General features: G+C 57.7%; 14 protein-coding genes and 2 pseudogenes. 6 read left to right on the top strand and 10 right to left on the bottom strand.

Annotated features, from left to right (window positions below):
* Window positions 1–409: 409 nt before the first annotated feature.
* From G3O06_RS06795 to G3O06_RS06775, 5 genes are all read right to left on the bottom strand, one after another.
* A complete protein-coding gene (locus tag G3O06_RS06795) occupies window positions 410–1,642 on the bottom strand; it encodes a TIGR02679 family protein (protein ID WP_205815509.1) in 1,233 nt (410 codons plus the stop codon).
* The gene (locus G3O06_RS06790) at window positions 1,639–5,814 is read right to left on the bottom strand and encodes a TIGR02680 family protein (RefSeq protein ID WP_205815508.1); all 4,176 of its coding nucleotides are present in this window, start codon (window positions 5,812–5,814) and stop codon (window positions 1,639–1,641) included. The genes G3O06_RS06795 and G3O06_RS06790 overlap by 4 nt, the downstream gene beginning before the upstream one ends.
* The gene (locus tag G3O06_RS06785; RefSeq protein ID WP_205815507.1) at window positions 5,811–7,094 is read right to left on the bottom strand and encodes a TIGR02678 family protein; all 1,284 of its coding nucleotides are present in this window, start codon (window positions 7,092–7,094) and stop codon (window positions 5,811–5,813) included. Before G3O06_RS06785 ends, G3O06_RS06790 begins: the two co-directional genes overlap by 4 nt.
* The gene (locus G3O06_RS06780) at window positions 7,091–8,602 is read right to left on the bottom strand and encodes a TIGR02677 family protein (protein WP_205815512.1); all 1,512 of its coding nucleotides are present in this window, start codon (window positions 8,600–8,602) and stop codon (window positions 7,091–7,093) included. Before G3O06_RS06780 ends, G3O06_RS06785 begins: the two co-directional genes overlap by 4 nt.
* Before the next feature lie 99 nt (window positions 8,603–8,701).
* Window positions 8,702–9,325 (bottom strand): TetR/AcrR family transcriptional regulator, encoded by a 624-nt coding sequence (locus G3O06_RS06775; protein WP_205815506.1) that lies wholly within the window; start codon window positions 9,323–9,325, stop codon window positions 8,702–8,704.
* Window positions 9,326–9,730: 405 nt separating this feature from the next.
* Here G3O06_RS06775 and G3O06_RS06770 point away from each other — a divergent pair, with 405 nt between their 5' ends.
* The 6 genes and pseudogenes from G3O06_RS06770 (at window position 9,731) to G3O06_RS06745 (ending at window position 15,884) form a co-directional block, all read left to right on the top strand.
* Window positions 9,731–10,537 (top strand): oxidoreductase, encoded by an 807-nt coding sequence (locus tag G3O06_RS06770; RefSeq protein WP_205815505.1) that lies wholly within the window; start codon window positions 9,731–9,733, stop codon window positions 10,535–10,537.
* A 201-nt stretch (window positions 10,538–10,738) separates the two neighbouring features.
* Window positions 10,739–11,053: a YciI family protein gene (locus G3O06_RS06765; protein WP_205815504.1), complete on the top strand. Its 315-nt coding sequence runs from the start codon at window positions 10,739–10,741 to the stop codon at window positions 11,051–11,053.
* 561 nt (window positions 11,054–11,614) lie between these two features.
* Window positions 11,615–13,098 (top strand): annotated as a pseudogene (locus tag G3O06_RS06760) (ISNCY family transposase).
* A 188-nt stretch (window positions 13,099–13,286) separates the two neighbouring features.
* Window positions 13,287–13,424, top strand: a complete 138-nt coding sequence (locus tag G3O06_RS06755; RefSeq protein ID WP_205815514.1) for a hypothetical protein — start codon at window positions 13,287–13,289, stop codon at window positions 13,422–13,424.
* 66 nt (window positions 13,425–13,490) lie between these two features.
* Complete coding sequence (locus tag G3O06_RS06750; protein WP_205815503.1) at window positions 13,491–15,035, top strand: AAA family ATPase; 1,545 nt, start codon at window positions 13,491–13,493, stop codon at window positions 15,033–15,035.
* Window positions 15,036–15,884, top strand: a complete 849-nt coding sequence (locus tag G3O06_RS06745; RefSeq protein ID WP_205815502.1) for an HNH endonuclease signature motif containing protein — start codon at window positions 15,036–15,038, stop codon at window positions 15,882–15,884. It abuts the gene before it with no gap.
* Window positions 15,885–15,942: 58 nt separating this feature from the next.
* Here G3O06_RS06745 and G3O06_RS06740 read toward each other — a convergent pair whose 3' ends face one another.
* The 5 genes and pseudogenes from G3O06_RS06740 to G3O06_RS06720 form a co-directional block, all read right to left on the bottom strand.
* A complete protein-coding gene (locus tag G3O06_RS06740) occupies window positions 15,943–18,417 on the bottom strand; it encodes a hypothetical protein (protein ID WP_205815501.1) in 2,475 nt (824 codons plus the stop codon).
* 53 nt (window positions 18,418–18,470) lie between these two features.
* A complete protein-coding gene (locus G3O06_RS06735; RefSeq protein WP_205815500.1) occupies window positions 18,471–19,358 on the bottom strand; it encodes a hypothetical protein in 888 nt (295 codons plus the stop codon).
* A gap of 286 nt (window positions 19,359–19,644) precedes the next feature.
* A pseudogene (locus G3O06_RS06730) lies at window positions 19,645–20,052 on the bottom strand (transposase); the annotation flags it as partial.
* Between the two features lie 148 nt (window positions 20,053–20,200).
* Window positions 20,201–20,590 carry a hypothetical protein gene (locus tag G3O06_RS06725; RefSeq protein WP_174966824.1) on the bottom strand — a complete coding sequence of 130 codons (390 nt, stop codon included), beginning with the start codon at window positions 20,588–20,590 and terminating at the stop codon, window positions 20,201–20,203.
* A 286-nt stretch (window positions 20,591–20,876) separates the two neighbouring features.
* A complete protein-coding gene (locus G3O06_RS06720; protein ID WP_205815499.1) occupies window positions 20,877–22,151 on the bottom strand; it encodes a hypothetical protein in 1,275 nt (424 codons plus the stop codon).
* Window positions 22,152–22,350 lie beyond the last annotated feature (199 nt).

Here is a 22,350-nt window from a genome sequence, read left to right as displayed (position 1 = left end):
TGCTCCTGAGTCATGGTGGACTCCTTGCTGTTCGCGGCGCGCATTGCCGCTACGGGCTACGCCCTCTGCGCCAATGCGCGCCAGCACGAAAAACCAACCACTGTCAGATTTAGTCTAGTCCACTGCATAGTAATGGATGACAGGGGACCGGAAGTCGTGAGTCCGCAGCATTCCTAGAGCATCTCACAGGCCGGCGTCGGGCGAAATCGGCGTGGCGCTCATGAATGGAAGTCAAGGCACTCAACACTAGCCCTTCGTCGAGCTTGCGGTTGCCCGGTCGGCCGCGACGGCCCGAAGCTACGCCGACGGGCCCGTGCTCTCGATACCGGATAACCAGCCTGCCGGGCGTCCCCCCGTGCCCATCAGAACCTGGATTACCTTGAGTTGATGTGCTGATCTGGGCTGGCATCTAGTCTCGCGCTAGATCGGAAAGTAGAGGGGCTATTACAGCCTCCTCTGAAATTCCGATCCCGTACTCGGTCATTTGGCTCGACAAGGATGGCTCCCACATCGCGACTATCTCTGCGCCGGACAAGACAGATCCGCGCCCTTGGGAGCGCTCTACCGCAGCGACATAGTCATTCTCACTCATGCGCCATGAATTCGCGTCGTGCTCCCGTATAACCAGATTCGCGATTCGAATACCTGGCCAGTCAAAATCGCCGTGATAGCGGAGAACCGCACCCGCCGCGCGAAGCTGCGACAACAAAATGCGTTGCGCAGCTGCAGGCATGCCGTCCGTGCAGACTAGCGGCAAACACTGGCGACCGAGGTGGTCAGCCGCGATGGTCACGACGTTCGGGTTCTCGCAGACAAACACCTCGCGTTCATGAACGTCCCACTGCGGATTCGAGCGCATGAGCCATCGCAGTGATGCATAGGACGGGTTCCCCAAAGTAAAAGCAGCCGAACCGTCGGTGACGGAGAATGGCACGTTTAGATACAGTGCAGGGCGCGCGAGTTCATTGACCATGACACCAGCTCGTGCCCAAACCGAACGTACGCGATCGTCTTCGGCGAGCAGCGCCTCGTCCTGAGGTTCGCTACGGCGCATAACGCTGATAGCCACCGTCGCAACGGGCCGTCCGGCATCCAATCCATGTGCGTCGCCGAGGACATCTGCAGCCAAGTGGGCAAGCGCTGTCCCGTTTGCAGGAAGACGGGCCAAAACCGCCTCTGCGTCCCGGCAAATCTGTTCCGCGATGACGTGGTCTGACGCACTCAAGCGCTTGACTATGCCTAGATTGGCAGGCACAGACAGCCATTGCGTCAAATGAGGATGCTCAAGCACCGACACGACGTCATTCCATCGTGCCGTTTCGGCGGCGCGCACAGACGCTATATGGAAGATAGGGCCATCCAATTGTTCGAGCGCCGTGCGCAGTGACGGTGCGACGCCAGCATCAGATAGCGTTCTGTCGACCTCAGCCAGATCAAGCACGATTGACGCACTTGAGCGACTCCGGCTGCCCGTTATCTGAGCGAGCGCATCACGTTCATGCGGTGCCAAACCGCTAAGCCGTATCTCGCGAACCGGGTCATCGAGACTTTCCCGCTCGAATCTCCGTCGTAATTGACGACGAAGCGGGGCGAGTTCATCCCCTCCAAGAAGGCGCTCTAGGCGCGCATCAACACGGGTCATGACGGGGGGCCAAATCGCCTGTTCGGATCAGATAGTCGACGCTTCGAACGTCCATCCCACTCCCATCGTGACACGAACACGGCGTCAACACCTTCACGCTTCAACAGATGGCAAATCGAGACGCCGGGCAACTCGACCGAGCACGCCCATTCGCGTTCACTCGTGATGATGAAGTCAAGGTCAAACTCACGAATGAGCGCCCAGCAGTGCGCACGGGCACCGTCATCGATGCCGGCGAAGACTTCGTCCAAGAGAATGATCCGTGGACAGATAGCCTTTGCGCTGTCGCCGTAAAAACTCGCAACCGCCGCGAAAAGCGGCACCGTCAACCCCAGAGCGCGCTCTCCACTTGAGGCGGGCCCAGACAGCTTTGCCCAGCCACGCGGGGTTGAGCGCATGACGCTAAAGCGATGCCAGCGACGATAGTCGAGCGCTCTAGCCAATTGCTCGTGCAAACCACCTGCGTTCTCCTTGGCTCCTCCAGCATCAGCGCGCTCACGCTCCGCGGTAATGCGTTGCTGAAGCATAGCACCGACTACGCGACGGTCCTCCTGTGACCATAGATCTGAGCTGACGTTCAAAAGCCGCTCTTTGGCAGCGTCCAGTCCTACCGGAGCACCGTCTTGCTCCGACAGCGGCGTCCACTTCAGGGTGAAGCGAACCCCCGTTGATGTTGGTCGCTTGTCGAGTTCTTTATTGATGGCGTTCACATGTTCGTCGGCGGACCGAAGAAGGCGTTGGACTTCCGCAGCGATCTCAGCTTGGAGATGGTTTTCGAGCACCTCGCGCTCCTTGGCAGTGAGCAGTTCTTTGCGCTCTTCAATCTCTCCGGTCAAACGCATGGCAAGCTGGTCGGGCCGCTCAGGCCGGTTCTGATAGATGACTGTGACGACCAGACCAAAATCGGTTTGCTCGGCAATCGATTGGTAACTGATAGCCGTGAGCGCGCGTTGGAGGTCGGCATAGTCTTCGTGGATATGGCTTTGCACGCGAGTCCAGGCGTCATCGTCCGCTTTCACATTCGAGAGGACTTGTTCGAGACGTCGGGCTGTTGTCAAGGCAGGATCGATCGTCCAAGGCACGGTGACATCTTGGAAGGTAACTTCCGGTGCTCCAGCGGCAAGCATCCCGCTTGCGGCGAATGCCTGAAGATAAGTGACAGACGTCGACCGCTCGGCGAGTTTCTGCTCATAAGCACTGTCGGCATTCTTGGCGTTTGCCTCAGCTACGGCTCGCCTCTCAATGGCCTCTCGCAGTAACTTGTTCGCTTTCTTGCGTTCATCTTCCTTTGTGGCAACCGCTGCTTTGGACAGAGACAACTGCGCCATCAATTCGTCTACCTTCAACCCAACAGATTCGCGCAGTGTCTCGTAAGTGGCACGCGCTGAGACAGCCTCAGTCTTCGCAGCCTCCAAAGCTGCGGTGTCTGTAGCCTCTGCTTGAGCGGCATCGTCCTCACGCACGAGCTGCTCCTCGTACAGCGGCCACCTTATTCGCAGCTCAGTGACCGCCTGAAACAAACGTCCCAGGTGGTCACTAAAATTACCGAGGGCGTGTTGCACCTCATCCAATGCCTCAGGGGTATAAGGCAAGCCGAGATCTCCAGCATCATCACTGAGTTTCTTTGTCTCGGCGTCTACGTTATCAAGGGCAAGTTTCAGCACAGTCTCCGCTTGTGCAAGTTTTACCCGGAGGTTGGAAATCTCTCGAGCGATGGAGGCACACTGGCTACTCGCGTTCCGCAGTGCATCATCCCTTGGCGAATCCGCACACTCCGATGTCGCAAGGGCGTCTGCTTGTTTCAGTTCGGCCTCTGACTCAGCGTTGGACTCACTCAGCTCGTCAAGCTCAAGGAGGCGAGCCTCAATCTCCTGAAGACGACGCGCGCGTGCAGCAGCCCGCGCGGCGAAACCGATGAAGTCTGCTTGGGCCTTCTGCCATCCACCGGCGAGAGCACCCAGTCTGTAGCGCCCATCAACCGAGATCCAGGTTTCCGACGCTGTATCTTCGGCTTCCTCGCCGTCCGTACATGAAATGCCTTGAAGTACGCTCTCAATAGCGTCTGCTGGCACATCGCAGTCCGGCGGCAAACTAGGAATCAGCCAGAAGGAGAGGGGGCGCTCAGTCGCTGGGCGCGCTTGGAGCGTCTCGTCGATGAGCGGTCGTCCGTCGCTAGACAGTAGTGCCCCCGTTGGCGAAACCCATGCATCGAGAATGCCAGATGCTTGCAACGCCGCTTCCAAGCCTGCGCGCGACGAGTCTGGGACGTCAGCGGTGAAGTCCACGAGCTTCCAGAATGGGGCACCGGGACGATTCAAACGAGCAGAAGTATCGCGAAACAGTGGCGGGGCAGGCTCCGCATCTACACCAGTGGTGAGCTGCTGTCTCTCCGTCGTCAATTTATGCTGCTCCTCTCTAACAGCACGCTGAGCGGCCTCGAGTTCAACTCTGGCACTGGCCAAACGGCGGCTAGTCACATCTCGCGCGTCTAGGAGCGAGCGCAATGCAGGATTTTCGTCGTTCAACCTCACTACCCAGTCCGCTAGCAGGTGAAGGGCTTCACGGTCGGGATCGAGTTGTTTGAGGCTGGCGAAGTGCGATGTCCAAGCCGCGAGGAGGTCGCGCCCTGCATTTTCAAAAGACTCATCAGCGACGGCGCGGCGCTCGTTGGCGTCGTTAAGTAGATCGACGGCGGCCTCGTGCCTCGACTCCTTCAAGGCATGATCCGCTTCGGCATCAGCCAGAATCGCGATCAATCTGCGAACGTGCTTGACGTTGTCTCGTCGTTCGGAAATGCGCTCGCGAAGTCGGCTCTGACTGCCCTCGATGTCTTTCGATGACATGTCGACCAGGGTAGACGCGGTTGCGCAAGCCATGTCATTCGCAGCATATGGCTCACCAAGGGCTGCATCCTCGGCCTGTTTGGTACATTTGCTTCGCTCGATCGCGAGTTGGTGCTCGGCTTCCGTCAGATGCTTTTTGCTCCTGCCGGTTTCGTTACGCTCCTTCGCTAGGCGCAACTGTGAGGTGGTCAACGCTAGGTGGGCCGCCTCCGCAGAGCTTTCCCGACGCTCGACGTAGCTTTTAGCATCCGACAACCGTCTGGCGTCTCGCATCCCCGGGCTGTCCTGAAGAGCTTGATATCTTGCCTGCTCCTCGGTAACCGCGAGTTCCGCAGCTTCATGAATTGCGGACTGCTCCTGCTCACTCACGTGTGCTTCGGCGAACGTTTCATGCGCCTTGGTTCTTGCTTGACTGGCGTTGTCGAACTCCGTCTGCGCCTGACGTAGTCGCCGAGCTGAACGACGAGCCTGAGTACCAGCATAGGTGCGGTATTGCGTGTCAAAGCGGCCGACCGCGCGAGCCAGCGCCTCATATTCGTCTAACTCCTGCCTATCATCCTCAAGTTGTCCAAGTGCAGTCGCTACGTCCCCCAGCAGCTCAATACGGATGGGGGGCAGTGCCTCACTTAGTGCATTTGAAAGAAGAGTCTCATCTGGCTTCTTGGAGAGTTGGGGCTGACGAAGTTGGATCAATGTGTCGATGAGCGCATCGTAGCGCCGATGTCCGAGCTGATACAGCCGCTCGTCTACAGCACGCCGATAGGCTTCGGCCGTATCGAAGACATGGCCGCGACCTGAAACCTGTTCGCGAAGTTTCTCCTTCGTGAGAACAACCCGCCCCTTGCTCATGAGCCAGAGGTCTTGGTTAACACGAGGCCCATCTCCCGCCCCCTCCAAAACGAAGAACCAGCTCTCCACACGCGGCTTGGCTGCAGCCGCCAGCAAGCCAGCCCCAAGAGTGAGGAAGTGGAGGGTACCGTCAGGATCTACTCGACCAAACTCAATCCACGTATAGCCCATTCGCCTATCGGTGGTACCCAGGAGCAGGTTCCACGCCATCTTTTTGGTAGAGTCCCCATCCGGCTCAACTCGAGAAGGCTTGAGGTTCGCATCCAGCAGCAGCGGCATGGTCAGCGAAAGTACTTTGGACTTGCCAGTTCCGTTGTTTCCTCGTAGCAGAAGATGACCGTCCTTAAACCAAAATTCTTCGCTGTCGTAGTAGAAAAGCTCAATGACGCCCAAGCGCAGCGGCTGCCAGCGTTGAAGGCTTGGCTGAGGCAATGCACGAACCGTCTCTGCCGGAAACTGAAGATCTTGACGTATGTTCATTTGGATTGAGTGTCGTCGAAGAGGTCTCGTACTTGGGAGCTACTACCACCAACAGGTTTGAGCTCGGTTTCACCGAGAGAAAACCGGGCGAGAGCTGGAAGGGGGATCACCCAATCGTCTTCTCGTCTAATGAGCCGAAGCATCTGAAGACGGCCCACCGCAATCTCGGCAAGCTCTCCCTCGCCCCCGGCTTCACGCGCAGAACGCCGCCAGTATTTGCCGAATTCCTCGCGGATCTCACCAATGTGCGCAGCAATTAGATTCATCGAGTAGCGGTCCGAGCTAGGCGCCTGAGCCAATGTTTGCTGACGATGCTTGGAGCAGAGCAACTCTGCCACTAAAAGAGTGACGTGTGCATCAGTTCCCTCGGCAGGCATCGCGATGTCGGTGAGCTCCCCGTCGTCATCGACCATGGCCAAGCCCTCAGCCCGCTGCTCGGGACTCATTCCCGTTCCGTCGGCCAAACGGGCCGCGATGGCACCTCGTTGATTGAGGAAATAACTGCGGGCATCATCCGACAGCTCCTCCACGTACAGCACCGGATCGTCGAGCAACCGACGAGCAATGTTGCGACGAACGGCAGTCCTTCGGCCCTCATCCGTGTCGGGGATGTGCTCGTCCACGAGGGAATGCAGACGTTCCTCGAGAGATATTGGGCTATCGCCAACTGGCCAAGTCGATGGACCTCGTACGGCTGCTAGCACGCCTGAGAGCTGACGTCGGTTAATGTCGTACAGAGCGTCGGCTTCTGCACCTGGCGCTTGGACGTAGGCGTCTTCGTCACCAACAACACGATTCAGGACGCCAAGCTCCAGCAGTGCCTTGCATACCGTCACCAGTTCTCCTCGTTCGGACCTGCTTTCAAGGCCGTAGGTAAAACCGCGGCCAACTAGCGACGGATCGTCAACCAACGTCAGAAGCGTGTCGCCGAGGACCGCGAGTGTTGTCTGCGTATCTGCCCGCTCGAGCACGGCACATACCAAGCACAACAGAATATATCGGCGCTTGTCGAAGTCCCTGAGTCCGCGTGATGTGTCCTCCAGGTCAGCAGGGCGCTTGTATAACCTTGCGCCGTCACGCTCGATATGCAACGGCCAACCGGCTTCCCGAGCAAACCAATCGCGTAGGTGCTCCGCATGCCGACGAACAGCAGGAAACATCTCGCTATTCGAGTTCATCAAAGGCTGCATTAGAAGTGCGCGCAACGCGTCCTGGCGCTCCTCCTTCGCCTGCTGCTCCTGGTGCTGGCCAATGCTTTGGGTATCAACCGCACGCCTCATACCGTATCGTCCGTCGAAATGATAGTGAGTATGTGGTCTCGACCGGCGAACGTCCCGTCGGGCGTGTCAATCACCGCGCGCGTGAAGTCACCTAGGGGCTCCATTCGTATGCGCAATAGGCCATCGCTTGTTTGGCACTCGACAACGGCGTTCTCAGATCTCTGGTTGGCTAACGCGTCGCCCAAGATTGCCAGAAACAGGTCAAACTCTTGCTTTTCCCAAGTGCTGACTTCCGACAGTCTGAACGGCTTCTCAGTCGCGAGACGGGCCCGAGCAGCCTCAACTTGGCGCGTCTCTTCCGTAACGTACGCTTGCAGCCGAGCACGATCTTCGCTGCGGTCGCGGATGCGCCCAAGGGGCGCGCGAGGAGCCGCCTCACCGTACTCTCGCAACCGCGGGTGAATTGTCAGTGGCGGCGCGCTAGCCCAGGGCGTGCTTGCGCTTACACTGTCGTCGCTGGACGGATTGAGAGAAAAATGCCTTGCAGAATTGAGCGCAAAGGCGGCTCTCGCAAGCCTGTGTGCTTGACTATTGTCTTCACAACTGGCGAACCAATAGGCGAGCGTTCGAAAATCCGCGGAGCGGTCACTGCGCCCACTGCGGCGGTCATTCAGGGTGCTGATGGCTCCAAGCAATTGTGGAATGGCCGACCGAGCCCGCCCCCTAAGCAACTCGGCTTGTGGGGGCTCGCTCCCAGTCGGAAGGAACCATCCGCGAAGGCCTTTCCATCGATCTCGCCAAGATTTCCAGCGGAGCGGGCTCACCTCAGCTCGGCCTTCTTCGGTGGGTGCCGCATCAGACGCCTCGCGCTGTGCGACTTGCCAGAGTAGACTGCTCATTGTCGGCTCCAGCTCTGTTACAGCCCTACTGATAGAGTCGGAGCGACGAACAAAGTCCCCAATAAAGCGTTCGATATAGTCGATAAAGTTCTTTTTGTAGCGGATGACAGCCGACATTTCGGCGTGCTGGAGCTCTATACCGCGTGCAACGCTGGCCATGAAACCACGTGCATTCTCGGCCAGGTCTTCGAAGCGTTGCATCAGGTCTCGCAAAAGTTCGTGTACCTTTGCAACGTCAGGTTCAGGATCCTTGCCGAGCAACACCAAGGCGTGCAAGCTTGTGGCGATATCGTCTAAAGCAACGGTCTGAAGTTCAGCCTTGCGTTTCATCGCCTGCTGAAACACCTCCAGAGAGGCTTCGACCGACTCTCCCCCCTTGGAAAGTCGATACAAGAGACGCGCCCGATAGAACATGCTTAGACTCGAGGCCCGGCTCATATCGGCCTGCGTTTCGAGATTTCCCCAACTAGTAAGCTGAGCGAGTGCTAGATTCAAGTCTTCCGGCGAGGGCGGTTGCAAGCCCCAAGCGCCTTCGGCAAGAACATCGTCTGGTCGCAGTTGGAGCCGAAATTGGCGCCGCGCCGAGGCGAAAACATCCAAAATCTGGCGATATAAGACACCACGATCGGCGCTTACGTGGCGAAACAGAAGTGCCTCTTCCTCTCGCATATTCATTCCCCGGTAGAACGACCTCGCTGGCAACGAGTCGTCAATCGTAGCACTTGAATGCACGTTTCCACTTGACGTGAGCTTCCCCCCGTCGAAATGTCAACGGTTCAATAATTCGTGCTGTACCGACGCTAGTATGGAATCGGAGAACGCCGGATCGTCGACTGCGCGTGCAATTACCACCGCTCCAACCATTGCTGCAGTGAAGCAAATTACTTGACTTTCCTTTGATCTTCCGCCCCTCCATGGAAGGCTTTCCCCTAAAGCTGAAATCATAGCCTTCAGTCGGGTGGTGAAGGTATGTCGCATCACGGGTTCGCGCGCCGCATCAGCCACGAACGCCGACAATGCACATCCAACTTCCGGATGGTCTCGGTGTGAAGCGCTTAGATAATTAGAGAGAAATACCGCTTTCCGATTCTCTCCGTAGCTTGCCACGCGATGCATTTCTTCAATAGTTTGATCCATTGCATGCTCGAGGCTTGCGCATATCAACGCTTCCTTGGAATCGAAATGTGCGTAAAAACCACCATGGGTCAGCCCGGAGGCCTTCATCACATCTCCGATACTGGCACCGCCTACGCCCTTGGACTTAAAGAGCCGAGAGGCCTCCTCTATGATCTTTTGATGCCGCTGCGCGGTCTCGCCTGCGGGGTAGCGCATATATAGATGCCTCTTCGTCCATGAGCGGCCATGCTTGACCGGTAAGATGATGCCCATCATACTATCGCCTAAGTATGATGACCATCATCTATTGCGTCCGATGGTCTGGCCCGCTTAGGCCGAGGTCGGGGCCTCGGGTAGTTCGGCCTTGCTGGCCCCATGCACGAGACATGTCTCGTGAGCAGGCTCACGGTTTCCTTTACTTGGAGAAAGCGGTGTAGGGCAGTGGAAGTATTGCGTTTTTTTACTTGCGCCAATCGAGGCATCGGCAAGACCTTTGCACAACCCGCTGTCGACGGCGGCGCCCAAAGGTTTGCGTCGCTGAGTGAGTGCAACGTGGCGCTGGGCATCTGCGCTCCGTGTTTGCGGCCTAGAACTGACCTTCGCAAGGAGAAGTAGCCGTGACTTCACAGATTTCCCCTAGTCAATGTAACAACCCACATTAGATCAACTGAGGAACTTCAAATGTCGAAGCAGAAAGTCGCCATTGTTACCGGAGCATCATCTGGAATCGGAACGGCGGTTGCCAAAAAGCTCGCTGAACGCGGCTGGCGCGTATTCGGCACTGCACGCAATCTTGCAAAGGCCCCTTCGTTACCTGGCGTGGAGTTTATCGAGATGGACGTCAGTGATGACGACTCTGTACAACGCGGTGTCCGGCAGGTCATCGAGAGGTCGGGTTATATCGACGTGCTGATCAACAACGCTGGAACGTCTCTGCTAGGTGCAATGGAGGAAGCGTCGATCGACCAAGTCAAGACGCTTTTCGAAACAAACGTGTTTGGCGCATTTCGTGTAACACAGGCCGTACTTCCGCACATGCGAACCCAGCGCTCCGGACGTATTGTTAACATCAGTTCAGTACTCGGCTTTATCCCGGGTCCCTACTTAGGACATTACACATCATCCAAGCACGCCCTCGAAGGTTTGTCGGAATCGCTGGATCACGAAGTTCGCAAGTTCGGTGTAAGAGTGGCTATCGTCGAACCTGCCTATACACGAACAAACCTTGACGCACAGTCCGCTCGTCCAGCGACCACAATCAGTGACTACGACACGGGGCGAGTTAGTTCTACCGAGGCATTTGCGAAGAAGCTAACCGCTGCACCGGGTCCTGACCACGTTGCTGGGACGATTATTGAGGCGGCCGTCGGCCCGTGGCGTATGCGTTGGACCCCAAAAGGGGAAGCATCGCTGCTTAGCAAGTTGCGACGTTTCGCACCCGCGAAGATCTTTGATTCGAGTGTGCGAAAAGCGTTCGGCCTCAGTTGAGCGAAGAGGTGTAAAAATTACCTCAGAGCGCGAGGGAGATCGCATTGATAGCCCAGCGTTGCTCTAGGCTCGAATTCCCGTGTTATGGGTCACCAGTGGAGGCGTTGCTCGTGCCAGAGTTTTGCCTGCGGCAACGCAGATAGGGCTCGGAGATTCCCTCGAGAGGAGCACCGGCCGGTGCTTGAAACAGTGGAGATTATCGTGAAATACTTTTTGTGCAAGTTCGTTCCGCCTCGCCCCAACTTCCTCGACACCATGTCTGCCGACGAGAAGGAATGGATGATGCAACATGCAAGCTACCTCGACTCCTTGCTTAAGCAGGGGTTGGTCGTGGCTCATGGTCCAGTGATTGATGACACGGGAGGGTACGGGGTGTCGCTCTATCAACTCCCAGATGGCCAAGATATCGCCGAACTCACGTCGCAAGATCCGTTCATCAAGAACGGAGTCGGCCACTATGAACACTTTCCAATGATCCACTTGAAGGTTCGCGATGGTGGGGCGTCCAACAGTTGACGTCCCCGCAACTATGAGAACCTTACGGCGGGCCGCTTGTGTGTGCCCGCCATGGTTAGCCACGAAGGTCGCAAACTTGCCCAAAGCATCTAAAGCGCAATTGTTCGGCCGACAAGGACAATGCGCGACTGGCCGCCGAATCCGGTGCTGAGAGCCAAAGCGTGCAAGAAGGACAGGCGAGCGACGAGCAGATACAGGCAGTTGGTGATCGCGCTCTCGCCAAAAAGGTTGCATCGAATCCGAACGCGATGCCTTACGTGCGACCGTCGGCGCGCAGGCAGCGGAGTTGGGAAACGCACGCGCATCGCTGGGCGTAGCGATGGATAAGTAAGCGAGGCTGGGCGCGTAGGTCGATGTTGCTGCTCGCGAAATTTTCTCGACGGCGCTATGGCAACCGAATCAAAGGAGTTAGCCTTGCCAGATCTCTTATTTGACATAAGCTAAATTATCGATAGTTTGTGTGTAGCGGCTATATGCAAATGTCGTGTTCTGGCCATTTAGAAATGTCGTGTTTTGCCCTCGGTATGCTTGCCGGTTCCTTGCGGGATCACGGAGCCGGCCATGTATCCAGGTGCACTGGTGACACTGAACATGCGAGAACTCGACCGTCTGAAGGTAATCCAGTCCGTGGTGGACATGGGGCTTAAGCCCGGACGCGCAGCGGAACGGCTGGGCCTGACCGTGCGCCAGGTCCAGCGTCTGGTGGATCGTTATCGCGAATCTGGCGCAGCTGGATTGGCCTCGCGCAAGCGCGGGCGTTCCGGTAATCGGCGGCTGGACGAGGATCTGGCTGGCGGGCGCTTGAGATCATTCGAGAGCGCTACGCTGATTTCGGGCCGACGCTGGCTTGCGAGAAGCTCTGGGAATGCCACGGCATTCGGCTGGCCAAGGAGACTGTCCGCAAGCTGATGACGGATGCTGGTTTGTGGGTGCCACGCCGGCAGCGTCCGCCGAAGGTCTATCAGCCGCGAGCGCGTCGCGCATGCCTGGGTGAACTCATTCAGATCGACGGCAGCGATCATCGATGGTTCGAGGAACGGGCGTCGACCTGCACGCTGCTGGTGTATGTGGACGACGCGACGAGCCGGTTGATGCATCTGCACTTTACCGCGACCGAATCGACGTTCAGCTACTTCGAGGCGACGCGGGCGTATTTGGAGCGCTACGGCAAGCCGGTGGCGTTCTATAGCGACAAGGCGAGCGTGTTCCGCGGCACGTCTGCTGGCAAGACGGGTAACAGCGTGACGCACTTTGGTCGCGCGATGTACGAATTGAACATCGACACGTTCTGCGCGAACAGCAGCTCGGCCAAAGGGCGCGTCGAGCGCGCGCACCTGACGCTGCAGGACCGGCTGGTGAAGGAGCTGCGGCTGCGCGGGATTAGCACGGTGGCCGACGCCAACGCGTATGCGCCCTCCTTCATCGCTGCCTACAACGCCCGCTTCGCAAAGCCACCGAGGAGCGACTTCGATGCGCATCGATCGTTGCGGGACGAGGAGGATCTGGATCGGCTGATGACCTGGCGCGAGACGCGCCGGGTCACGAAGTCGCTGACGGTGCAGTACGACCGGGTGATGTATCTGCTGGACGATACGCTGGCGAACCGGAAGCTGATTCACCGTTACATCGACGTCTGGGAGTACCCGGACGGACGGATCGAGATACGCGCCGACGGCTGCGTGCTGCCATGTCGGCAGTACGACCGGTTGGCCGAGATTGATCAAGGTGCCGTCGTCGAACACAAACGCCTGAGCCACGTGCTGCAGGTTGCGCAGGCGCTTCAGGCGCAGCGCGATAACCGACGCGCTTCCGGTTCGCCGTCACGCACGAATCAGGGCCTCGAAGTTCGGAAGCCTGAACGTCTGGACGGCACGAAGAAACAGCGTGAGTTCACACAAGCTGATGTTGACGGCGTGATCGTGGAACTGGCGCAACGCCGGCAACCCTCCAAGCAACCCCGCAAACCGGGTCGTCGGTCTACCAAAGCAGTCGAAGCAGGCGTAAGCACCCTGCCCGTTCAGGCACCCTCCTTCGACACTGCATAACGACGAAACCCGGGAAACAAGCAGCAAAACCAACCCTAAAACCTATCTCAAAATCGGACATTTCTATATGGCTAGCAAGCGGACATTTGAGAATGGCTTTGACATTGTGTGTAGGAGCAAAGTAGTAATGTCGCATCTCGGACCGCGTAAGCTGTCCGGCCGCCGGGTGTCCGGCGCCGGAGGCTGCGATGTTCGCTATGCTGTTCGCGTACCAGGCGCGCAGCGCGCTCGCGGACTTCCGGGGAAAACTTGGTTACCTTCTTGATCATGGCTCGATTCTCTCAAGAATGCGAGCCTCCGCAAAATTCGGCGCGGTTCACGGCTGACAACCTAAACATCGCATATTGCAGATCTGCAGCAGGTTAGAATTGTGGCCTCGAGTCGGAGGCTACATGTCCCTGCAGTTTTTCCTGAACGCGCCACCTCAGGGCGTCCACTTGACCAACCTGGTCGTACTTCTTCTTGACGACTGGGATGATTACTCGTTCAAAACGTTCTTTGTCGCACGCATATACGACGACAAAGGGGAAACCCACGAGATAGGCCCTGTGAAGATTGGGTACATTGGACAGCAACCAAGCCGCACATCCGATACGCTGCCAATGTCATTCACGGCTCTTCAAGAAGGGTATTTTTCGTTAGGCCAAGAGCCAGACTACTATGAACGTCTAATGGACCTGCCGGAAACGCTGCGCAAGGAATACCTGCGACGCATGAGAGATGTGGTTTTTGCCCCGATGCTCCGAGCGCGCGTAGACGATGAACAGGTGTTTGCAACCTCCCTGCTCCGTTCTGTCAGTCGTTCTGCAATAGAAGGACAGCTCAAACGCATCCTCCAAGGGGGGGTGGCACTCACTGACTTTAACTTTTATTACACCACTCCTGTCGGAGATAGACGAGTGCCTATGGAGCTCGCATTCGAGGTTAGTCCAAGTTCGCGCCCCCCGACCAACATCCACGTTGTCATTGGTCGAAACGGCGTCGGGAAGACGACGCTCCTTAACTCAATCGTTAGCGCGATTGTTGACCAAAGCCCTTCGTCAGAGGTGGGTGGGTTCAGTATCGCCGAGTGGCGGCACGGAACGCGTCAACCCATGCCTCCAAACTATTTCAGCAGTGTAACTTCCGTCGCATTCAGCGCCTTTGACGATTTCAATCCGCCCCCGGATCGCACAGACAGGTCAAAAGGCGTGAGTTACTTCTACGTTGGTCTGAAACGACGGACCGCCACGGCGGCCGCCGATGGTACGACGCTCAAGCCGCTTACCGAGCTATCCAGCGAGTTTGCCGCGAGCCTCGAAGTTTGCCTTACTACGGCGACCAAGCGAGAACACTGGCGCAGGGCGATTCGTACGCTCGCATTCGATGAAAATTTCGCCAACAAGAATCTCTCGACTCTTGCTGATGGTATGTTGGCGGTGCCTGCTGCGGGCATTCGTGCCCGCGAGCTGTTTGAGACGTTGAGCTCGGGTCACAAGATCGTCCTGCTTACAATAACCCGACTCGTCGAGACCGTCGAAGAGAAGAGCCTGATACTGCTTGACGAGCCGGAAAGCCATCTGCATCCGCCCCTTCTGTCTGCTTTCACTCGTGCACTTTCGGAGTTGCTGGCCAGTCGCAACGCCGTGGCAATAATCGTGACCCATTCGCCAGTCGCTTTACAGGAAGTCCCGAGGTCGTGTGTCTGGAAAATCAGGCGTTTTGGAGATGCCAGCCAAGCCAAGCGACCTGATATCGAGACTTTCGGCGAGAACGTTGGGTCGCTGACCCGCGAAATATTTGGCCTCGATGTAACCAATTCGGGTTTCCACGATCTTCTGGCAAAGGCAGTGGCAAGTGGCCAAACGTTCGACGAGATTCTCTCGGAGTATGACGATCAGCTAGGCCTCGAAGGACAGGCAGTCCTGCGTGCAATGCTTTCGTCAAGGAATGGCTGAATGTTCGCAATCCCGAAACCCGAGTTTCCCCCTAACCTTGTATTCGACATGTGCGTCGAAAGCATCGCCAATGAAGACCTGAAGCGTAGGTTGCGGGCAGTCGCACTGAACATAAAACATATCGGCAATTTCTACCATTACATGGCCAGTGAAGGTATGTTGCATGACGTGAAACCCGCTCGACAAACGCGCGACACAGAAGTAATCATCGGCCAGGTAACCAGAGGCGAACTACGGAGTCTATACAAGGCTCAGATGGTCCAGAAAAACAAGGCGGCTCGTGAAATTTATGACCAGCTGTGCGCTGCTGCTGACGATGAAAAGTGTCCAACATGCGGTGTGAGCGTAGTCTCAACGATCGATCATTTCCTCCCCAAATCTACCTTTCCCTGGTTTTCGGTTCTACCCGAAAATCTCGTCCCAGCATGCAGAGAATGCAATTCAGAAAAGTTGGCAAAGGCTGCAGACGATGGTCAAAGTTTCCATCCGTATTACGACATCGCTCCCCTAATGCGAGAGCAGTGGCTTTTCGCCGAAATAGACCGCACGTCACCGCTTTCGGCAAGGTACTTTGTCCGCCCCCCTCAACATTGGGGTGCGCTATCAGTCCGTCGTGCGGAAAATCACTTTCGGGACTACGGACTCGGCAGTAAGTTCGCCAAGCACGCCGGAGCGGAGCTAACGGAACTGGCGAATACCTTCAGAGACCCCCCTATGACACCGGCGGAGATTCGGGACGCCCTTGGACGGCGGTTGCGCGCCGTACGCAAGAGTCGATGCAATTCATGGAAGGTCGCGCTATTACAAGCCCTGCTCAACTGCCATTGGTTTTGCGCTCTTGAGTTTTGATCCCCCGCGTCAGGGAGTGATTCCTTCAGAATAGCCGTTGCAGAGGAGTATTCGCATTCTATGCGCCGTAAGGGCCCCGCAATCGATCGCGCTCAGCCTGATTAGCGTATGACTGCGCGAGCTTTCGAATGTCTTGAGCCAGACGTGAGTAGCCTGCCTCGGCGATAGCCGTCGCACGGCCGTCATACTGTTTGGCGATTTCGAGCTCGGCTGCGCCGCCGGAGAAACCGTATGTCCCGCGCGAGTTGAACATTTCGGTAACCATTCCATTGCGCATGGCCTCGGCATCGCGGCCATTTAACGCGTTTGCCACGGTTCGATCGAGCCAGAGCCCATCCCGATCTGCTGGAGCGTGAGCAATGCATTTGCCAAGCATACTCATCGAAACATCAAGGTGTCCGCTCTCAGTACATTGTCGCCTGACATCTGCTAGCCATGTCGTGAATACGGCGCCTTGCACCAGTCCATCATCGTCGATTCCCGGACACAAGTGCCATCCGGCAAGAAGCTGATAAGCGTTGCTAGCAACGGCCTCTTTCGAGCCCTTGTCTGCGTCATGATCATCCTCAGCCGCCACGCCGGTGGTGGCCGAGTGGAATGCAAGCATCACGAAATGACAGAAAAACGCCGGTTCGTTCGCCATCCGCCGGTGGAGGAAAACTGGTTTGTACCGTGGATCGCGATCCAGAAGGACAAGAAACTCCCACTCGATCCTGCACACCGCTTCGACGTCAGCATCCGCCCTGCTCTGCAATTCTCCGAGCAGCGTACCTATATCACTCGAGCCGATACTGGCGAAGTCCGCCTTCGGGGAAATCGCAGACAGAAACGCGTCCGATAGAAGCGAGGTTGACACCGACTGTCTGATGTGCAGCGCCCTATGGAGCAGCCGCATCGCTGTGAAAGGCCTGTTGTTCGAAAGGAGCTGCGCGGCACCTGACAGCAATTCATCAGGCTCGATATCAACATTCGCTCCGACTGTAGCCCAATACATCGGGCTGACTGCAGTATCCAGCACATTGAGGCGCCGCCAGGCCTCATTGCAAAAAGGCATTGCCGTGAGTAGCCGCGCAGCTTCGTCGGGCAACCACTCTAACAGCGACAGGCCGTCGACCCACGCCCATCCGCCCTTCCTGAACCTCGCCAAAGCGTAGCTCGTTGCGCTGTCACGAAGCGAGACCACATCACTGACCAGATAAGCTGGCAAGATCAGGCGGTCGTCGTCCGTACCACCAATCTCGCCCCATGCAGCCCCAAGCAAACCCGGCGATTTCACCACTTCAATGTAGTCGACAAGCACCTGGTGTCCTTGAACCAAAAGTTCGCGGACGGCCGCGCGCCTCTTTTCCGCTAGCATACGTGAATGGTCGTGCCAGTCCTCGCCGTCCTGATAGGTGACAGGATCATTCGGGTCGAACAGTCCGAAGTGCCGAAGCGCAGGAGATTGCGGTGCAAGTTTCGCAACGATATCGACGAGACGACCGACTTGGACAGATGCCATCGCCCATTCCGCGTCTGGAAATTGGCTGTGCTTCCCCACCATTTCCTGAAGCACCTTCCATATCTCATATCGAACAGGCTCGTCGAGCGCTTTGACCGCATCGCTATCGAGCAGCGACGCCGCATCGTTCCACAACGGAAACGGCAGAGAATCAATACGCGAAGCCAAGTCGGCGAGCTTCCTGCCATTCGATCCTGCGGCGTCGATCGTAAGCCTCACGTATGCGCTAGTTTGCTCTTCGAACGATGCTTCCCCGGCCGAGTCCGACCAGGTCTCCGGAATCGACGCCCTGAACGTCGGCTTGCGAGCGCCATTTGAAAAGACGTTTGCGTTCGGAAGCAGTCCCAGAAGGAGTTTCCAGCCGACTTCGGGAAACGAATGCTGAAGACCCGTCACGGCCGTGAGACGCGATGAGAACGGCGCACAGGTCTGTGGAAGCCACGGGAGGAAAATCGTGATAAGCGAATTCAGCGGACGATTCTTCCAGTTGCCGCCACGATCTAGTGTATCGAGCTCCGCAAGGCAGCTCACAACCTGCCCAAGGTGCTCCCGTTGCCACGCCAACGTTTCGAGCGCCCAAAGAAGTCCGGCCATGTAGTTGCGCCCGAACGCTCCGCTATCTTCCTCTTCGAAGACTCCGACAAATGGCGACGGCTCCTCACCCAAAGCGCTGTCGACGCATTCAAGAAACGAAAGTGGAGAAGCTTCGGCGAGCAGCGGCAACACCCCATTCAGTCTTGCCCAACGGCGCGACGATGCGCGTTCAAGAAGCGTTGTGACAATCTGGGACGCAATGCCTGATGGGCGCCCGACGGTGCATGACGTCAGCGCGTCCGGTTGCGCTCCTATCAACGCGATTGTTTCGGCGATACCTTCGCGAAGCGTCGACGAGTATGAGAACGCTTTCCCATACAACGCCGCTGCGTAACGCCGCTCCTTTTCCAGTTGAAGCGCTGGATCATCCTCTGCCAGCACAGCGAGAGACGCCGCTTTGAATGCATCCAGATGTGAATCGTAGACACGGTCCGCCAACGTTCGCCATCCGTCATGTCGTGCGACGAACTTCCAGACCCGGTCCCGGTGCGTCAGAGGCGAACCCGGTTCCGCTGTCGCCCGACGCAGGACCTGCACCCATTCCGTGTACGTTTTCCCGATACTGCTTCAACAGTGACAATGTCATCAGCTCTTTCCTCGTGCCACCCACCAATCAGCATCGCGACAGCGAGATCATGTGCGTATGGCCCTGTAGCCCATGCCGGGAGCGCCGACGATCCCTTGAAGCAGCGCACGAGCGAACTCAGATCGCCGTTGCTTCTGCGCGCCAGAACTCGGGCACGCTCGTCGGGAAAGCCCGCCTCTCTTAGAGTACGCTCAATTTCGTACGTGGACGGATTGGGCAGATGCACAGTGAACGAGTCTCTTACGCCTCCGGGAGATCCGCTGAACACAACGCGATGACCGGCCCGCCGCGCCTTGTCGAGCAACATAGCTCCCTGCTCACTGACGACGTCAAACTCCGGCGCGGCGATCAGGACATGCGGCTGTCCACGAGCAACGAAGTCCGTCCACGCGTCGACTCCCGAGATCAGCACACATGTGCCGGCGATGTCTGCACGCCGTTCAGGCTCGAGGCTCGCAATGTAAGCAGAAACAAAATCAACGGCCTGGTCAGGGTGAGCGGTTTCCAGCCGAAGCCGCGCGACGTCCCCGCGCAGAACCTCATCGAGCCGGCCACACGCGTCCTGCCGCGTGGCGAGGAATGTCGCCGGTGTCAGCGCGGGTTCGCCATCGCCCGAACTGATGCGTTCCCAATGCTCGCCCGGCAGTTCAAGCTGATGCACGGCGACCTTTAGGCGTTTCGCGAGCCAAAGTTCGACCGCTGGCATCTCGTGCGTCCATTCAACCAGCTTCGTACCGTCGATAACGCGCACGCTAGCCCACTCGTTACGACGCTGGCGCGCGTCGATCCACATAAGCTGATTCTCGTCCCTCCAGTCACTCGGCCACCATACCAAGAATTGGTCAAGATTGCTGCTCCTTGCATAGCAAGTGATCGAGATTCCTTCCGAATGCCCAAGAGGCACCTTTGGCCACCAAACAATGGAAATTGTTTATATTCAATACGTTATGCAGACTCCGAAGTGGTCGGAATTGCTTCCGTCGCACACCGACTTTCGCCTCTATGCCGCTTTCGCCGTGAGCGTTCGCATGCGCGTGGGGTTGTAAGCCGCCTGCGTCAGCAGAAACAACTGTTCGACTCGCTCGCGCCTGAATCGGCGTGGCATCGACGCTGAAGTACTCGCCCGAGAGGTAGCCGCGCGCATGCGCCGTCTCCACCGTCTCGTTGAGCAACCCCACGATGACATCGTGCGCGAGCAGCCGGTCAGGAAACAGCATGTTGTAGGAGATTTGCTCCATCAGCATGCGCTCGCTGCGAATCGAATACAGCACTTGCAGCAACAGCTGCTCGAACCAGTTTCTCGGGCGCAATGCTCGGCCTGCCGCCTTTCGCATCGCTCTCGTACATGCGCGCGAACACGTCGTCCATGCGCTTGAGCGGCTCATTCAACCAGATGCGAATCGGTCGCAGGGATGATTGGCTGGCACAAAGTCATCTAGCTTCGCCATCCTGAACATCGTCACGGTGTAACCGTCCGCTCCGCGCATCGCTCTCAGTGTTGTTTGATTCCTTGTTCCAACGTTTACCCCTCCCGCTCGGATGACGTCCGCAGGAGGTATTTCAACGGTCTGTTAATGCTGTGTCCATCGATGCGGCAGCGATGATTTGCCGCCGCCAACGTCATGACAAATCAGCTTAGCCGAGTGCGAATTTCAACGTGCCCAGGCTGCCGACTTCGACCACGCCATCGCTATTGACGAACGAACGGGTACCTTCGGCAACGATTGTGTTGTCGGTCAAATAGGCGCCGTTCCAGCTATCGACAATGTTGTAGGGACGTTGGTTGGGGCGCTGGCTGCCGCCGAAGCTAATGTTGAATGGCGCGACGCCGTCCTTGCCTTGGGCCTTGCTGAACACCCAGCCATAGTGTCCGACGTTGCCTTCGGAAGTGAACGCACCGATCGGGCTATAGTTGGTGGTATAGACGCCAGCGATGACGCCATTGGATGGATCGGCGGACGTGATTTTGAATGTGAAATTTTTGTCCGCCGAGGTATAGGTGCCGGTGAGAGGTACATTTGCCATGGCAATCTCCATTTTTTATGGATTTGAAGGATGCAGTCGAGCGCGTCGAGCGCACACCTGCCAGAGCAATATAGGCGTCGGATACGGTGGATACACCCTGTAAAGCTTGACAGGGCTGAAAAGCAAAGACGCATGTTTTTCCGCTTAGATATCCATACGGGTGAACGCCGGTGGCATTCGCAGCCCCTCACGGCGCCTGATCCCCGACTATCCGCGCCGGACCTTCCCCGTGCGACGAACCGGGGCCAGCGCGCGCCGGCCCACTGCACGCCCGGTTGCCACGACGTCACCCATGTCGGACGACGATATCCCAAGCGGTATGGCACACCTGGCCCGGTAACGTGAGCGCGCTCAGTGCGATCCGGTCGCCCTGTTGCGTCGCGACGCTGAGTTTGTGAGGCGCCTGCAGCGACACGCTTTCGCCGTTGCGCGCCAGTCGGGCGCTGGGTGCCGACGGCTGGCCGCTCAGGTAGGACAACGACACGTCCAGCACGATGCGTTCGCGCGTCACCTCGAACTCGATCCGGTGCGACGCCCAGGCATTGAGCGCACTGCCCTGCGGGTTTCGGAACGACGTTCCCGCGGCAAGACGCGGGACATTCGGCAGCACGTCCTCGTGCGCGGCAACGAACGACAACCCGCTGGCGGCGAGGCGTTCGAGCTGAAGCGTGTCGAGATCGGCCGGTTGTTCCCGCATGCCCGGTTCGGATGCCAGCGCGAGCGCCTGCCCGTGCGCAATCGCATGCTCGACATCGCGAGCCAGATATCGCCAGTGATTCAGGAAACGCACGTCGCCCGTCATGTGCAGGCCACGGATCGGTTTACCCCGATGCTCGAGCAGGATCCGGACCGCATCGAAATCGTGCCGCTCGTGAAGCCCCCATTTCGTGACGAAATTCTGTTCGCAGCCGACGAGTCGTACCTGCCCAAGGCCGCCCCACAGATGCAGGAATGTCGTATCGAGCCCGTGGATCGCGGCAAAGTCCTGACCGACTCGTCCCGCCTGCTCGTGGACATATTGTCCAAACCGTGCCCAAGGCGCGCGGCCGCCCACGACGAGCCCGGCCTGAAGCGGGTGCCCGACGCGATCGAGCACGTCCTGGACGCACTGGCGGATCAATGCGTCCCTCCGTTCACCGATGATCGGGGACATCACGAACGCGCAGAAATGGGCGTCCGGTGCGACGTGAAGGCAATCGTCGCTCGGCACGACGTCGAAGATATCGAACTGCGGCCCGGGGAACCAGATATCGGCATCGTAAAGGGCGAGCGTCTGCAATTCCGGATCGGCGTCGAAGACCGAGGCTGCGGAGATGTAGCGATCCCAGGCAAGGTCGCCGACGCCTGCCCCTACGTAGACCTCGATGCCGTTGTCACGTAGCCGCTGCCGTTTTTCTTCAGACAAGCCATAACCGATGACGCCGATGCGCCCGCGGTAGTCCGTCGCGCGCAGCGACACGATGAACGGGATGACCATCTCGTACCAGGCTTGCCTGTTGTCGTCGATCGCGAAGGCGACGAGATGGCTGCGGTTGGTCTCGTTGTTATCGGGCGTGTTCATGCGTGTGGGATGAATGGGTAGTCCGCGTTTCGCCTAGTTTCAACTGCAGCTTTTTACGCGCGAAGCCGATGATCGGGAAGCAATCGGAGGTCGATTTTCGCGATGCGATTGCACGAAGAATCAATGCAACGGCCTTCGTATCGATGCATCCGTTCACAGAGAGATCGACGCCCGATTGTAATCCAACGAATTCGGGCAG

The organism is Burkholderia sp. Ac-20345 (assembly GCF_017104825.1).
Classification (GTDB): domain Bacteria; phylum Pseudomonadota; class Gammaproteobacteria; order Burkholderiales; family Burkholderiaceae; genus Burkholderia; species Burkholderia lata_B.
This window is presented reverse-complemented; position numbering and strand designations above follow the sequence as displayed.

Bases quoted from the DNA above. Each gene is read 5' to 3' on its own strand.
- G3O06_RS06720 (WP_205815499.1), bottom strand. From the start codon at position 22,151: ATGAACACGCCCGATAACAACGAGACCAACCGCAGCCATCTCGTCGCC.
- G3O06_RS06735 (WP_205815500.1), bottom strand. From the start codon at position 19,358: ATGTGGATCGACGCGCGCCAGCGTCGTAACGAGTGGGCTAGCGTGCGC.
- G3O06_RS06790 (WP_205815508.1), bottom strand. From the start codon at position 5,814: ATGAACATACGTCAAGATCTTCAGTTTCCGGCAGAGACGGTTCGTGCA.
- G3O06_RS06775 (WP_205815506.1), bottom strand. From the start codon at position 9,325: ATGATGGGCATCATCTTACCGGTCAAGCATGGCCGCTCATGGACGAAG.
- G3O06_RS06780 (WP_205815512.1), bottom strand. From the start codon at position 8,602: ATGCGAGAGGAAGAGGCACTTCTGTTTCGCCACGTAAGCGCCGATCGT.
- G3O06_RS06750 (WP_205815503.1), top strand. From the start codon at position 13,491: ATGTCCCTGCAGTTTTTCCTGAACGCGCCACCTCAGGGCGTCCACTTG.
- G3O06_RS06745 (WP_205815502.1), top strand. From the start codon at position 15,036: ATGTTCGCAATCCCGAAACCCGAGTTTCCCCCTAACCTTGTATTCGAC.
- G3O06_RS06785 (WP_205815507.1), bottom strand. From the start codon at position 7,094: ATGAGGCGTGCGGTTGATACCCAAAGCATTGGCCAGCACCAGGAGCAG.
- G3O06_RS06795 (WP_205815509.1), bottom strand. From the start codon at position 1,642: ATGACCCGTGTTGATGCGCGCCTAGAGCGCCTTCTTGGAGGGGATGAA.
- G3O06_RS06770 (WP_205815505.1), top strand. From the start codon at position 9,731: ATGTCGAAGCAGAAAGTCGCCATTGTTACCGGAGCATCATCTGGAATC.
- G3O06_RS06725 (WP_174966824.1), bottom strand. From the start codon at position 20,590: ATGGCAAATGTACCTCTCACCGGCACCTATACCTCGGCGGACAAAAAT.
- G3O06_RS06755 (WP_205815514.1), top strand. From the start codon at position 13,287: ATGTTCGCTATGCTGTTCGCGTACCAGGCGCGCAGCGCGCTCGCGGAC.